We start from the raw sequence: 12,488 nt of genomic DNA on the forward strand, positions 1-12,488 counted from the left end.
TGGGTGTGTCGAACTTCATCGGATACACCATGTGCGGTGTACACCTTGCAGGGTGTATCGTTGTGGGTGTGAGTTGGAAGGTCCGCGCCGTCGACGAAGTCCAGGAATGGGCCGAGGGGCTCGACGAGCAGCTCTATGATGCGTTCCGGGCGGCTGTCGAGCTGTTGCAGGAAGAGGGTCCGACTCTCGGTCGTCCCCTGGTGGATCGCATTCATACCTCACGGTTCCACAACATGAAGGAGCTGCGAATCAAGGAGGGCGGCAAACATATTCGAGTGCTGTTCGTCTTCGATCCACGCTCCCGTGCGGTCCTGCTTGTGGCTGGCGACAAGACCGGTAACTGGGACAAGTGGTACCGCGTGAACGTGAAAATCGCTGATGCCCGATATCGGGCATATCTCGACCGGGAGGATCCGACATGACAATCCCAACGCCGCAGGTGGCAGCACCCTCCGAAGGTGGGGCTCGTGACATCGAGGGCCTGTTCGCGCGCCGCGAGGGAAACCCGGAGCGGATCGCCGAGCTCAAGGATAAGTACCGCGCGAAGGTGCGTGGTGCTCGACTGGCCGAAATCCGTAAAGCGTATGACCTGACTCAGGAGCAGCTTGCCGAGCAGCTCGATATCTCGCAGAAGCGGGTCTCGCGTATCGAGCGCGGAGATATCGACCATACGGAGGTCGCGACTGTGCGCCGTTACATCGAGGCGCTCGGGGGGACGGTCGAATTGGTCGCTCGATTCGGGGACGATTCCTACACGGTTTCTTCCTGAGAGCGATCTCGGGTACCGGATCGGGTGAGTGTAGTTGGCGGCTGCGTCGATATCGGGGCGACTGTATCCGTGAGCCGCGTAGTCCGGAGGTCCGTTGCGCGTGAGGTGAATGGAATGCTGAGAAATTTGATGCGATCTTTCCGCGTCTGAGAATCCTGCAACAGGGTGACCAAGTGAGAATCGGGACCGAAGGCATAACCTCAAGCCACGTCAACTGTTGCAACGATGACTAGAACCCAAGGTGCACGTCGCGACGTGGTGGCCTTTGCGGCGCAGGTGAGGGGTCATTCTTCGGCGACGGTACAACCCTTCCGCGGTGCCGATTGTTGCTCGCAGTTCCTTGGTGAGGTGGGCGTCGGTGATCGTCCTTGCAGATGGTGGTGCGGTTTTCCAGTTGCGGTATGTGCGTGGGGCGACCTGGATTCCTTGTGTGGTGAGCACTCGGCAGATCGACTCGACCCTGAAATTTTGTGCACGCATGTCGTCGATGAACTGGACTATCAGCTGCGGCGAGGGTCGAGTTCCCTCGCGAAGAAATTCGATGCCGATTTCAGAATTTCGTTGGCTTCCTTAAGTTCTCGGTTCTCACGCTCGAGATCTTTGATGCGTTGCTGTTCCACAGAAGTGGCACTGGGAACTTGGTTGGCATCAATCTGGGCCTGCTTGGCCGACGTTCCGCAGCGATTCGGCACCGATCCCGCGTTTCGGGCCTATCACCTGACATGCGGAGTAGACGGACCGATATTCGTCGAGGTGGTCGAGGACCATCCTGACGGCTCGCTCACGTTGCTCGGGTGGGTAACGCTTGGGCATGATCTGCATCCTTCACAAAAACGGATGCGGCATCATGCCCGGTACGGTTCACAAACCCAAACAAGGCCGATAGTCCCTTCGCCCTGTCAAACTGCCTTCCGCTTCCAAAACTGCAGCACAGACAGGCGCTTCCCCGACTGACCGACCTGCAAAGGAAGATCATCGACTTTAAACGACCGACGATCCATGTGCAGCATGCGCCGGCCCCTGCCGCGACGGTACTTTCAACCGGTTTGGCGGAAGAACTGCAAAGTCTCGCGAACCTGCACCAGCAAGGCATCCTCGACGCCGCGGAGTTCGCCGCAGCGAAACAAGCAACGATCGCACGACACTCGTGACCTTGCCGGATCTCCCTTCGATTTTGTATCACTACACAGATGCTGCGGGGTTGGCAGGGATTGTGAGTCCTCCTTCGTGGCCGGTGAAGTCAGCCGATGATGCACTCACGTACGGAGCCGCGGCAAAATTGTGGGCGTCGGATGTGCGGTATATGAACGACACTTCCGAGTTGGCTTTCGGCGCAGAGATCTTCCGGGAACGACTTGCAGCGGCGAGCGCGGACACGGCGGTGCCGACAGAGATGCGGTCTGCGTTTGAGCGGCTCGCTGCGTGGTTCGATCCGGACAATGTATTCGATTGGCCTCTACGGTGTTTCGCAACGAGCTTCTGTATCGATGGCGACCTGTTGAGCCAGTGGCGGGGGTATGCGGCGGCGTTGGTGGGTACGCAATCGGATTTTCATGGAACGCGGTGTCCCAAAATGCATACTCGTTTCATCCGAAGTCCACAGCCCTCGGAACCACAGGGTTTCCGGCGACATTGCGGAGGGTGGTCTACGGCCGCACTGCTGCGTCCGCGTGGGCCGACAAAATTGTGTCCAGCATGGCGGCCTCATCATCGCAGTTCATCCGAGGAGTTGATGGGCAGCTGGATATTTTTCTTTTGTCGGCGATGGTCTTCCGCGAGATCTTAACGTTGAAGGAATCCGCATTCTCGGAAGAAAACGAATGGCGTTTGTCAGCGGTGAACGAGTTGAGGTACCCGGCGAATCTCCGCGCTGGCCGTGCTGGATTGTTGCCGTACTTGGAGATGGTGATCAATCTGCGAGGGGATCGGTCGGACGATCTGCCGGTAACAATTGAGCGTTTGGTGGTCGGCCCTGGTCCACATCAGCTCGCGCAGGTAGCAGCGGCCCGGGAGTTGTTGCATGTCTGCGGTCATGACCTAGCTGCGGTTGTGCCATCGAAGGTCCCGTTCCGTGGTTGATGTTTTCTCCGACGGTGCGGGGCGTGGTTAGTTTTTGCGGAGGAGTCGGTGACTCCGGCAATAAGCGAGCGGTGAGTATCTTGGAGGCGATGCGGAGGATGGGTAGCCCTCTGCTTTCAGGTGGGCAGGGCGTTGGATTGGACATCCCCCGCGAGATCGAGTTAATTGCTTCCAATTCCTTGGCAGGCGTTTCGTCGTCGCTGCGCAGAGGCAAAGTGGAGCAGTCTTGGAAGCAGATCGAATATCCCTGATCGCTCCTGCAGCCCTGCCAACGCTCGAGCTTGTCGCCCTCCATCGAGCCGGACGTGAAGAACAGATCGACCGACTCGATCTCACCGCCTAGCGGGAGACATGGGCCGCCAGTTTTGGCGAGTCCTGGTAATGCCGCAAGGTGCGCCGCATCTCGTCAAGGGGATACGTTAATTCGCCTGAGAGATTGCGGGGGCATATGAATGGGTGGTCCTATTCGGTGCGTAGAGTCCCCGACACGTGGTGAATGCCGAAGTTACGTTGGGGACTTCTAATCCGTGGTGTGCATAAGGTGATTGGGAGATTGAGAAGCAGTGACTACTCCGCCCATGTTGACGCCTCTGCTTTCTCTCATCGACAGCCCAGCCACTTCCCAAGTGGAGTACGTAATCGGAGGCAGCACACTCAGTGATGCCTCGCGTGACGCCGCAGCGGGTCTCCTCGCGGATGAATACATGACGCTTGCGTGTGGTCGTGCTCCTTCACTCGACCGGTGGCGGAGTCGCCGCGATGGAGCCCCCGCGCAAACCGGGAGCAGGCTGAAGGCTCTCGAGACAATCGTTTCGATCGCGTTCGGCCTTCCAGGAAAGCCCAAGAACATCGATCACGTACAGGGACACGTTGCGGAGCTCTTCTGGAACCGGCTGATAAACGAAAGGACGCTGTGCCGTGACGGCCGCCAGCTCGTCCGCGCGCACCCGATCAAGATCGACGCCCTCGAACCCGGTGGAGACGGATTTGTTGTCTACCAGGACGCTTGTGGCACGTTTGTCTTTCGACTGTGGGAGATCAAGAAGCACGATGCGGAAAACAGTGTTTCGGCCACCATCAACCGGGCAAGCAAGCAACTGCTCGATCGTGGGAATGAATACCTCGCTAAACTCGCAGGCCCCGAGACACTGACGGAAGACGGTGTACTCGGCGACTTGTACGCGAACATGACCGAGTTATGGTTCGACCGCAGCACGCGCGCCGGTGTTGGTGTGTCTGTGGGTACCTCGGATCATCACGCGCCGAAGCACCCGACCGCATTTGGCTCCATCAGGACCCAGTTTCCCGAGTTTGCCGAGACGAGCCAGACCGAGAGCATCGTGGTGGCGGTTCCGGACTTTCCGGCGTTCGCTGATCAGGTGAAGGAGATCGTGTGGAGCGGTCTCTGAACCTCGGACTGCTCGCAGGTGCGCTCGATGGGAGAACCGGCCTGCCGACAGCGGAGGAACTGCAACAGCTGATGGCAGATGTCGAGGTGCGACTTATCCTCCGGCAGTCAGAGATGGACCAGCAGTTGTTCCACACGGCGTGGTACCTACACAGCGTGGCTTCGGTCGACGGCGCTCGTCAGCGGTACACCCTTCCCCGTCAGCGACAAGCCTTCCAAGTCAGCGCCCACATCTTCGACTTGGCCCTCAATCAGGATGGGTGGACGGCCGAACAACGGCTCTCTTATGGATTCGCTGCCGCGATCGGCTACCGCCGAGGAGGATTGGACCCGAACGCAACCGCGATCATGAACAAACTTCGTGGCGATATCGACATCGAATCCGAAGCCACCGAACACTTTTCAACTCTCTCAATGGAGGCCGGCCTAGCATTCCTCGGGTTCGAGACCAAGACACTGTTCAAATGGCTGGCAAGGTGGCGCAGACAGCTTGACACGATAGCCGTAGCCTCCGAACTGTCTGATCTCACCACCACGGTTTTCGGTCCTACCCAGATGGTCGTGTTGGGTGTTGAAGATTTGCTTTATTACTTTGCTCGCGGAAGCATGAGCCGCCTGCAACGTGGCCGCGAGCGACTGCGAGCTGCGGCCACAGGGCAGGCCGGCCCGGATGACCTCAACTCACAATGGGTTGCCGCGCACCTCCTGCACTTTTCCAGGGAAGCAGAAGCAGGTTCGCTGTGGAACCCCAAGGTGTTTCCGCCATCGGTACCCGCTCTGGTCCGTGAAGCATTCACGGTGGGAAATCCTCCGATTCTTACGCTGTGGGAGCCGCAACGTGATCTGCTCAACGGTTCTCGGTCTCCGTTCGATCCCGACATTCGCCGGATGGTTCTGGCTGTACCGACCAGTGGCGGCAAAACCCTCGTAGCCCAGATGCTTGCCGTCGAGTATCTCGTGCGTGCTGACCGCGGTGTCTGCTATGTTGCGCCCACACGCAGCCTTGGCCGCGAGGTACGTCGAGCGATGGCCAGCCGTGTTCGTATCCTGCAGAAGGAAGCTGGCAGTGATCAACCCGACTACCCCACATTCTTGGATACGCTATTTGATCTCGAAACATCAGATGCCCCAGCAGATGTCGAGGTCATGACACCGGAGCGGCTAGGTCACCTTTTGCGTCACGATGCAGATGCAGTCCTCGATCGATTCGGCATGTTCGTCTTCGACGAGGCGCAATTGATCAAGGAATCAGGCAGGGGGTTCGTGCTGGAATCGGTCATCGCGCTACTTGACTACCTCACACGTGAGACGGACCACCAGATTACGTTGATCTCCGCCGCCATGGGCAATGCGGGCGCTATCGCCCAGTGGCTGAGTCCGGACGGGAGCTATCTACTACACGAGTCCGAATGGCGAGGTCCCCGGCGACTTCACGCAGCTTTCACCACGAAGGCTCACTGGGAGACCACCCGGATCGAGTCAGGCGCAGGCTCTGTCTGGAAATACCGTCACACCACCGAACTCAGCGGAGTGCTTCGGCTCCGCACGGCTGACGGCCAGACAAAAGAGTTGTACATGGACGATACGGACTGGCAGTTGGTTCGAAAATCCAGGGACGGCAGCAGATACCCGAGCGAAGTGTCGAAAGACCAGGGTCGGTCGACGACGAACTACGTAATGGCAAGTGAGATGATCGCCGAGCTGGGCCACGCGGGGTCGGTCCTCGTCGTAGCTACAACGCGGAAGCAGGCCCAGCAACTGGCTACAGCCCTGGCTGCTGGACGAGATGAACAGCCGTCACTGGCTCCCCTGGTCGATTTCGTGCGGCAGCAACTCGGTGACAATCACCCACTGGTCAGCGTTCTGCGTCGTGGAGTGGGATTCCATCATGCTCGTCTACCTATCGAAATCCTGGAGGCGCTCGAGGAGGCGGTCCGCGGGGACCTCTTGCCGTACCTTGCGTGCACATCGACCCTGACTGACGGGGTCAATCTTCCCGTTCGTACCGTCGTCATTTACGACCAGCCGTTCCCGGGCCAACATGAGGACAGCAGGCTGAGCGGGGCACGTCTAGTCAACGCGATGGGCAGGGCAGGGCGAGCTGGCAAGGAAACCGAAGGCTGGATCGTACTGGTGCGTGGAGCTGCTCCCACCCCTCAGGACTTTCACGATCTCAACCCCGGAGCTGAAGCGCTCGCTGTGACCTCATCGCTGACCACTGAAATCGCCCTAGAATCGTTCGCCCGATTGGAGGAAGAACTGCGCCAAAGCGAAGACTCTATTTTTACCTCAGCGGGTGTGGCAGCAGACTTCATCAGTTTCGTCTGGCTGATGCTGGCGATCGAGGAAGCGCGCGGCACAGATCCAGAGTTTGCTGATATCGATGGCATTGTTGGATCCACACTTGCCGCCACTCAGTCGGATCAGGCCCGCACTCGCGGCACGCGGATCGCGGAGGTAGTTCGTCGCCGCTATGTGGTTAGTGACGTGGACGCACGACGGCGGTGGCCACGTACAGGAACGTCGATTGGATCGGCGCGAGCCATCGACGATCTGGCACGACGAATAACCGACGAACTTCTCGAGCTAGAGGCTGCTGGGAACCTGGCGGACATACTCATCCCCGAGCAAGCTATCGCAACGATCGGGCTGGTATTCGACGAACTCCTGGGCCTCTCTGAGGCGCCTGAGTGGCGGTTCCGCACCAGCATCCAGGGCGATGACATCGATATCACTCCTTTTGTTCTGTTGAACGACTGGATTTCAGGTAAACCGTTACCCGATCTCGCCGACATCCATCTCGCGACAGCACCAGACGCAGCCTGGCGTATCGAACAGCTGGTCGGTGTCGTCACGGAACATTTCCAGCACTATTTGGCCTGGACAGTCGGCGCGCTGACCGAACTGATCAACGCCCGTCTGGCCGAAGAGAACACCGAGATCCGCCTCTGCCCGGGAATCGGTGGGTACATCCGTTACGGCGTTGATTCGGCTCATGCACTGCTGCTGATGACATCCGGAATCCGCTCCAGACGGTTAGCTCACGCTGTCCATCGCTCGCTTCCGACAGACATCGAACCCACATACGAGGATCTTCGTTCCTGGTTGGCCGAAATGGATATTGCCGATTGGACAGAGCACTACGATGCCACCTCGTCTGAAATTCTGGATCTGCTCGACTTCACCAGAGTTCGCAGCAGAAGCCTGCTCAAGACGCTACTGGAATCAGGAAACGTTGCCGTCGAGTTGCGGGACGTAGATCGCAGCATGCTGAGTTTCTTAAATGATGTCTCGCTAGTGCCAGCCCGCGATGAACCCGACCCGAAGCCGCTGGCTGTCTATACAGACGAGGGCCTTGTCGCGATCATCGCCTCTCAGGACCACTCGGACGTACAAGCAATTCTCGACACCGGACTTGACCTCGTTTTCGCAATTGATGACGGAGTAGGCGCAGAGACGCTGCTCATCTCGTTGCCGTTCGGTGACGGGTAGACGATACGTTGAGCGTTCCCGCTCCCGTCCGTGCTCCTCAGGTGGGATGGCCGCGTTGATCTCCGGGGAGCAGGACCGGAAAGTATTGGTGCAGTTGGCGCGTTCGAGGATGCGGGCGAAGATCGGGCAACTCGAGGAAGCGTTCAACGGGCACTTCGACGACCACCACCGGTTCCTGCTGGTGCGGATGCTGAGCCGAATCGATGCCGATATCGCCGCGGTCGACGAGCAGATCGAGGCCCATCTGGCCCCTTTCGGATCGGCGGTGGCCCGACTCGATGAGATACTGGATATCGGCCGGGTTGCCGCGATCACCATCACCGAGGTCGGGGCGGATATGTCGAAGTTTCCGACCGCCGGGCACCTGTGTTCCTGGTCGAAGTTCTCTCCCGGGATCAGCTCTTCCGCCGGTAAGAGCAAGGGCAATGGATCCACCGGGCACGGCAACCGCTACCTCGCCCCGGGTCCTCAGTGAGGCCGTGGTGGTGGCTGGCAGGACCGACACGTTTCTCGATGCCCGCTACCGGCGGATCGCCAAACGCAGGAGAAGAAACGGGCGATTGTCGCCGTCGGGCGCTCGATGTTGGTCATCGTCTGGCATCTTCTTAGCGACGAGCAGAGCGCCTTCCTCGATCTCGGTGCCGACCACTTCGCTCGTCACATCAACCCGGATATGAAGAAACGCAACCATATTCGCCAAATCGATGCTCTCGGCTATATCGTCACCCTCACCGCTGCTGCCTGAATCACAGAACATCACGGAGAACCTTCCGGCTCCGCTGGGCTCCGCCGGGCGACACGTGTCCACACCCGGGGCACGTCACCTCATTTTCGGATCAGGGGCAGTCCCGTCACACTGGCCTATCTCCGCAGTGCGCTCGACGGGGTGTAATCGAGTATTGCCCGGAGGTCAGTGATGCCACCTTGGTTGATGCAGTCTTCGGCGAGAGTGCGGACTTGCTGGTGATAGTCGTCGTCGGAGGCGCCGGCTCGGATGGTGCTGGCGACGGGGGTGTACCGCGTGAGAGGTAACGAGTGGCCAAGGAACGGGTAATTCAATTGGTCGACAGTCTGGATGATCAGCGGGGTGCCGCCGGTCCACTCGATGCCGATCTGCGCGTCGTATTCGTTCGTTCCGAGCTGGAGATTGGCGGCGCGGATCAGGGCCATGAAGTTGGCAACGGAGCTCTCGATGGCTGCGGAATCGATGTGATCGACTGCGAGGGTTTCCGTCGGCGTTCGGCGTCCGCCAATCGCTGTGGTGAGGGTGACAGCTCCGTTGTGGTGGATACTCACCCCGGTTCCTTGCCAGTTCGTGAACCCCTTGTGAACGGGGTTGGGGGCGATCCAACGGCGAAGTCCGGGTCGGGGTTCGAACATTTCTGTTGAATCGAGTGGATGCCCGCCAGCGCTGGTGGAGTAGCCGTAGGCGAAGTTCCGTGCTTCCCGGAACATGGAGATTGCGTCGTTTCGGGTGGGGCGAGTCCCGGTTGCTCGGGGTAGACGTGGATGCGCGACGGCGATGAGCCAGGCACGTGTGTCAGTGTCTTGGCGGACTGCCTGTTCTGCGTAGAGGGTGGTCAGTGCTTCGGTGGCGTGGCGGCGTTCGTCGAAGCGGGTCCGGTACATGAGTTCGATCTGGCGTTCTTTCATCCAGACCGTGTCTGCGTCGTTGCGGATCGGTGCCCCGAAGTATTCACCCTTGTAGATCAGGCGCGGTCCGTCGACGCTGGATTCGATGACGATCGCTACGACTTGGTTTCCGGGTTGCCCGATGCGGTGGATGCTGAGCCCGAAGATCGGCGGGGTGATCGCGGTGACGGCTGCGCTGCGCAAGGCGCGTTCGTGTTGTTCGGTCAGCTCTCCGACGTCGCGCCGGCCGGTGGCCGCTTTCTGCGATTCTTCGACGCCGTAGACGATGATGCCGCCGCCGTTGTTGGCCATTGCGGCGATGTCCTTGGGGAAGTCGGATTTCGGTAGGTCCTTGAGCGGTGGCAGTTCGGATTTCCAATCGAGGTCGGCTGTCTCGGCGAGGCCCCCGGAGACAGCGGCGTTGAGCATCTCGTCGGTGAAGGGTTGCGGTTGCAGGCCGAGAAGCCGGTGTAACGCGGTGAAGTCCATGCCCGGATATTTACCACGCGCCCAAAACGAGGGGCATTTTCCTGCTCCGGCGAAGCTGCTCATCCGGTGCTCCGCCACCGGATGAGCAGGTGGTTTTCCGGGTCGCGAAGGCTTGCTTTCGGATCGGGTTGGTGGGTCAAAATCGAGTCTATTTGACTGTTGTACAGGTGTTTTCGTGTGCAGTGAGTGGGCTATGTTTTCTGACTTTCCTTGTTCATGTGGGGCAGGGGTTGGCCACCTTGTTTATGACAGGTTTGGTTCTAGCGGTCGTTGCAACACCCTGAAATCTTGGAAGTTGCAATGACTGTGGCACATTCCGTCGACGGCGCGGAGCTTCTCGATCCACATCGTGACCGCGAGGGGGGGTTGTCGGAGTGTATGAGCGGGGTGCGGTATCGGACTTCGATCCCGGCCACGACGGACGTCCCCAAGAGATTCGAATTGTCGGGGCGGGCGGAGAAGCCGCGAGTCGATGCGGCGGGTTCGGTAGCTCTCAGTGTCGAGTAGTAGCCCGGCGAGGGGGCGGTGCAGGGTGGATGATCCGCTGCGGCGTAGGTGGTTACTGGTGATCCGCCGGCGCAGGTTCGTGGACAGTCCGCCGTAGAGCACCGCCCCCCGACTCGGTGGGATGTGCGGTGCCGGGAAGCTGCGGGAACACGTCGGGGCCTGCCCAGCATGCGTAGAGGCCCGGTGCTGCGGGCAGTGTGGACAGGTCGTCGAGCGATGAAAGCGCTAGAGAAGGGTGGCCCTGATGGGAATGGCTGGATTACGCGCACTCCCGAACGGGGCCGCGGGTTCAAGATCACCGTTGTTCATCTACCCGAGCCGAAACGAGCCCCGTGGATCACACTCCCTCTCGAACTCTGGTCGCGGGGATGGATCAACGTGATGTCAGCGCGAGCCTTGTACGTCTATCTCTGTCTGCGGCTTGTACTCGCCGGCAAGCCGGACAGCGAAGGATCCCATGTGTCCACGTCTGACAGAAGGCGCTTCGCTGTCAAAGACGACACCTGGCAGCGCGGCATGAAGGAACTGGAGGCGCTGAAACTCGCCCGAAGCGAAATCACTCGGGTAGCAGAGGACAGATGGACGACGGATCTGCGTGAGCGCAAGGTCTACTACCTGAACTCCGAGTTCCTCAAGGTCACCGACAGCCCGTTGGAACCGCTGGCCCTGACTTAGAACGAGGACCGGCTCACGGTCAGCGGGCCGGTCCTTCGATTGTGATGCGGCGCGTATGCCTCTCATCGTGCCGGTGCGGGCTTTTGGTGTGCGGTTGGCGGGGAAGGTTGCAGATGGGCGTGGAGGAGCTGTGAGAGGTGTCCGGTGGTGGTGTCATCAAGGTGGTGTGCGTGGCCTCTCATCAGCCCATCTCCGGTCTCCACGGCGTAGTACCCGGCGTTGAAGAGTCGTTTCAGCTCAGGGTCGCGTCGATCTCGATCGCCACGATTGGTTTGCACATGTACGTCGGTTTGTCCGCACACCAATCCATGCCACATTTTTCTTTGAAGAACCTGACTCGGTTTTCGTGACCGGCGCCGGTATCCGGCATAAGGCGGAGTCGTGTTCGACCCGCCGCGGTTGCCAGAACAGAGAACGCGTCGAGGAGTTTCGGGCCGATGCCCTGCCCAGGATTGAGTGCTGCTGCGACCGCAACGAGCGCATCCGTCTTCAGGAGATTTCCGGCGAGAAAGCCGACGTATGCGCCGTCTTGCACTGCTACGACCCGGAGGTACTCGATTGCACTCCGCTTTCTCGTGTTCGGGGAGTTGGGGACGTCATAGGCCCACTCACTGTCGAAGTAATCGATGTCTTCAAGGGCAGTGCCTTCACTTGACTCCAATGCATGAAGAAGCTCACCGAGTTTCGCTAGGTCTATTTCTGGGTCGCAGATACATGTCACGGGACTCGTTGTCATAGCCCAATTCTGGGTGGGCGCCGGCAGATGGGCGCCGGCGGGCACAGGTTGCCGCGCCGTGGGTGGGTTCTTGTGCAGGTGGTCTGGGTGCGGTGGGTGTGGATCCGTCGGGTGGGGCGCTAGGTGTCTTCGTCGCCCTAGCGGGGTGCCGGGTCTGCTCAGGTTGATGGCTCGCGAGTGCCGGCTGCACGGGGAGATGCTGCTGCTCGTCGATTTGGGCGTGCGGCGGGCTCGGGAAGGTCGATTTTCGGGTGTTTTTGAATGTTGTTGCGTTTCAGTAATTTTGGGTGATCAGTTGGCGCAGAATCAGTTTCGGTGGTTACGCATGGAAATGTTTTATGGATGCTCGAATTATTCTGTGGTGATTAGGATTTCGACGTTTCGCGGTTTCGTGTTGTTTTGCGATTTTGGGTAGGGTCCTGTAGGGTGGGAAGCATGATGACGATGAGCTGGCAGACGCGAGACGGGGTAGCTTCGAGCGACCTCTGCTCTTCCTCAGCCTCGTTTGGTACTTGGGTACCGACTTTTCAGTTCCGATCAAATCCTTTGGTGACAAAGAAAATTCAGGAATTCAGAGGAGCGAAGCGAGTCGATCGACGGCAGCCTGGCGGGACCCACTGCGAGCCGCGCAGCGGCTCCCTGGCGGGGAGCGAAGCGAGCCGTCCCCGTTCCCGATGCGGAGCATCGGGAGAGCGCCGCGG

Annotated in this window: 12 protein-coding genes; 9 read left to right on the top strand and 3 right to left on the bottom strand. The window is 59.6% G+C overall.

The window, feature by feature from the left end; all coding sequences use genetic code 11:
• Positions 1–29: 29 nt before the first annotated feature.
• Together CJ178_RS32285 and CJ178_RS32290 are read left to right on the top strand one after the other, a co-directional pair.
• Positions 30–422: a type II toxin-antitoxin system RelE/ParE family toxin gene (locus CJ178_RS32285; protein ID WP_095889134.1), complete on the top strand. Its 393-nt coding sequence runs from the start codon at positions 30–32 to the stop codon at positions 420–422.
• The gene (locus CJ178_RS32290; protein WP_095889090.1) at positions 419–769 is read left to right on the top strand and encodes a helix-turn-helix domain-containing protein; all 351 of its coding nucleotides are present in this window, start codon (positions 419–421) and stop codon (positions 767–769) included. The genes CJ178_RS32285 and CJ178_RS32290 overlap by 4 nt, the downstream gene beginning before the upstream one ends.
• A gap of 648 nt (positions 770–1,417) precedes the next feature.
• Here CJ178_RS32290 and CJ178_RS33035 read toward each other — a convergent pair.
• A complete protein-coding gene (locus CJ178_RS33035; RefSeq protein WP_179300917.1) occupies positions 1,418–1,582 on the bottom strand; it encodes a hypothetical protein in 165 nt (54 codons plus the stop codon).
• An 882-nt stretch (positions 1,583–2,464) separates the two neighbouring features.
• Here CJ178_RS33035 and CJ178_RS32305 point away from each other — a divergent pair.
• The 5 genes from CJ178_RS32305 to CJ178_RS33120 all read left to right on the top strand — a co-directional run bounded on the left by CJ178_RS32305 (position 2,465) and on the right by CJ178_RS33120 (position 8,493).
• Positions 2,465–2,848: a hypothetical protein gene (locus CJ178_RS32305; protein ID WP_143547579.1), complete on the top strand. Its 384-nt coding sequence runs from the start codon at positions 2,465–2,467 to the stop codon at positions 2,846–2,848.
• 563 nt (positions 2,849–3,411) lie between these two features.
• Entirely contained in the window at positions 3,412–4,257 is an 846-nt protein-coding gene (locus tag CJ178_RS32315) for a hypothetical protein (RefSeq protein WP_257013665.1), read from the top strand.
• Positions 4,242–7,748 (top strand): DEAD/DEAH box helicase, encoded by a 3,507-nt coding sequence (locus CJ178_RS32320; protein WP_095889096.1) that lies wholly within the window; start codon positions 4,242–4,244, stop codon positions 7,746–7,748. The genes CJ178_RS32315 and CJ178_RS32320 overlap by 16 nt, the downstream gene beginning before the upstream one ends.
• Positions 7,749–7,794: 46 nt before the next feature.
• The gene (locus CJ178_RS33115) at positions 7,795–8,223 is read left to right on the top strand and encodes a transposase (RefSeq protein WP_218833775.1); all 429 of its coding nucleotides are present in this window, start codon (positions 7,795–7,797) and stop codon (positions 8,221–8,223) included.
• 105 nt (positions 8,224–8,328) lie between these two features.
• On the top strand, positions 8,329–8,493 hold the full coding sequence (locus CJ178_RS33120) for a hypothetical protein (RefSeq protein WP_218833776.1): 165 nt from the start codon (positions 8,329–8,331) through the stop codon (positions 8,491–8,493).
• Positions 8,494–8,609: 116 nt separating this feature from the next.
• Here the strand turns inward: CJ178_RS33120 and CJ178_RS32330 are convergent, their stop codons facing one another.
• Positions 8,610–9,869: an ATP-binding protein gene (locus tag CJ178_RS32330; protein ID WP_095889097.1), complete on the bottom strand. Its 1,260-nt coding sequence runs from the start codon at positions 9,867–9,869 to the stop codon at positions 8,610–8,612.
• Positions 9,870–10,169: 300 nt separating this feature from the next.
• Here CJ178_RS32330 and CJ178_RS32615 point away from each other — a divergent pair, with 300 nt between their 5' ends.
• Positions 10,170–10,376, top strand: a complete 207-nt coding sequence (locus CJ178_RS32615) for a hypothetical protein (protein ID WP_143547580.1) — start codon at positions 10,170–10,172, stop codon at positions 10,374–10,376.
• A 216-nt stretch (positions 10,377–10,592) separates the two neighbouring features.
• Positions 10,593–11,051 (top strand): hypothetical protein, encoded by a 459-nt coding sequence (locus CJ178_RS32340; RefSeq protein ID WP_095889098.1) that lies wholly within the window; start codon positions 10,593–10,595, stop codon positions 11,049–11,051.
• A 232-nt stretch (positions 11,052–11,283) separates the two neighbouring features.
• Here the strand turns inward: CJ178_RS32340 and CJ178_RS32345 are convergent, their stop codons facing one another.
• Positions 11,284–11,787: a hypothetical protein gene (locus tag CJ178_RS32345; RefSeq protein ID WP_143547581.1), complete on the bottom strand. Its 504-nt coding sequence runs from the start codon at positions 11,785–11,787 to the stop codon at positions 11,284–11,286.
• Positions 11,788–12,488 lie beyond the last annotated feature (701 nt).

The organism is Rhodococcus sp. ACPA4 (genome assembly GCF_002300185.1).
Classification (GTDB): Bacteria; Actinomycetota; Actinomycetes; order Mycobacteriales; family Mycobacteriaceae; genus Rhodococcus_F; species Rhodococcus_F globerula.

Excerpts from the sequence above, each read along its gene's own strand:
- CJ178_RS32285 (WP_095889134.1), top strand. The coding sequence starts at position 30 with ATGTGCGGTGTACACCTTGCAGGGTGTATCGTTGTGGGTGTGAGTTGG.
- CJ178_RS32290 (WP_095889090.1), top strand. The coding sequence starts at position 419 with ATGACAATCCCAACGCCGCAGGTGGCAGCACCCTCCGAAGGTGGGGCT.
- CJ178_RS33035 (WP_179300917.1), bottom strand. The coding sequence starts at position 1,582 with ATGCCCAAGCGTTACCCACCCGAGCAACGTGAGCGAGCCGTCAGGATG.
- CJ178_RS32305 (WP_143547579.1), top strand. The coding sequence starts at position 2,465 with ATGGCGGCCTCATCATCGCAGTTCATCCGAGGAGTTGATGGGCAGCTG.
- CJ178_RS33115 (WP_218833775.1), top strand. The coding sequence starts at position 7,795 with ATGGCCGCGTTGATCTCCGGGGAGCAGGACCGGAAAGTATTGGTGCAG.
- CJ178_RS33120 (WP_218833776.1), top strand. The coding sequence starts at position 8,329 with ATGTTGGTCATCGTCTGGCATCTTCTTAGCGACGAGCAGAGCGCCTTC.
- CJ178_RS32330 (WP_095889097.1), bottom strand. The coding sequence starts at position 9,869 with ATGGACTTCACCGCGTTACACCGGCTTCTCGGCCTGCAACCGCAACCC.
- CJ178_RS32615 (WP_143547580.1), top strand. The coding sequence starts at position 10,170 with ATGACTGTGGCACATTCCGTCGACGGCGCGGAGCTTCTCGATCCACAT.
- CJ178_RS32340 (WP_095889098.1), top strand. The coding sequence starts at position 10,593 with ATGAAAGCGCTAGAGAAGGGTGGCCCTGATGGGAATGGCTGGATTACG.
- CJ178_RS32345 (WP_143547581.1), bottom strand. The coding sequence starts at position 11,787 with ATGACAACGAGTCCCGTGACATGTATCTGCGACCCAGAAATAGACCTA.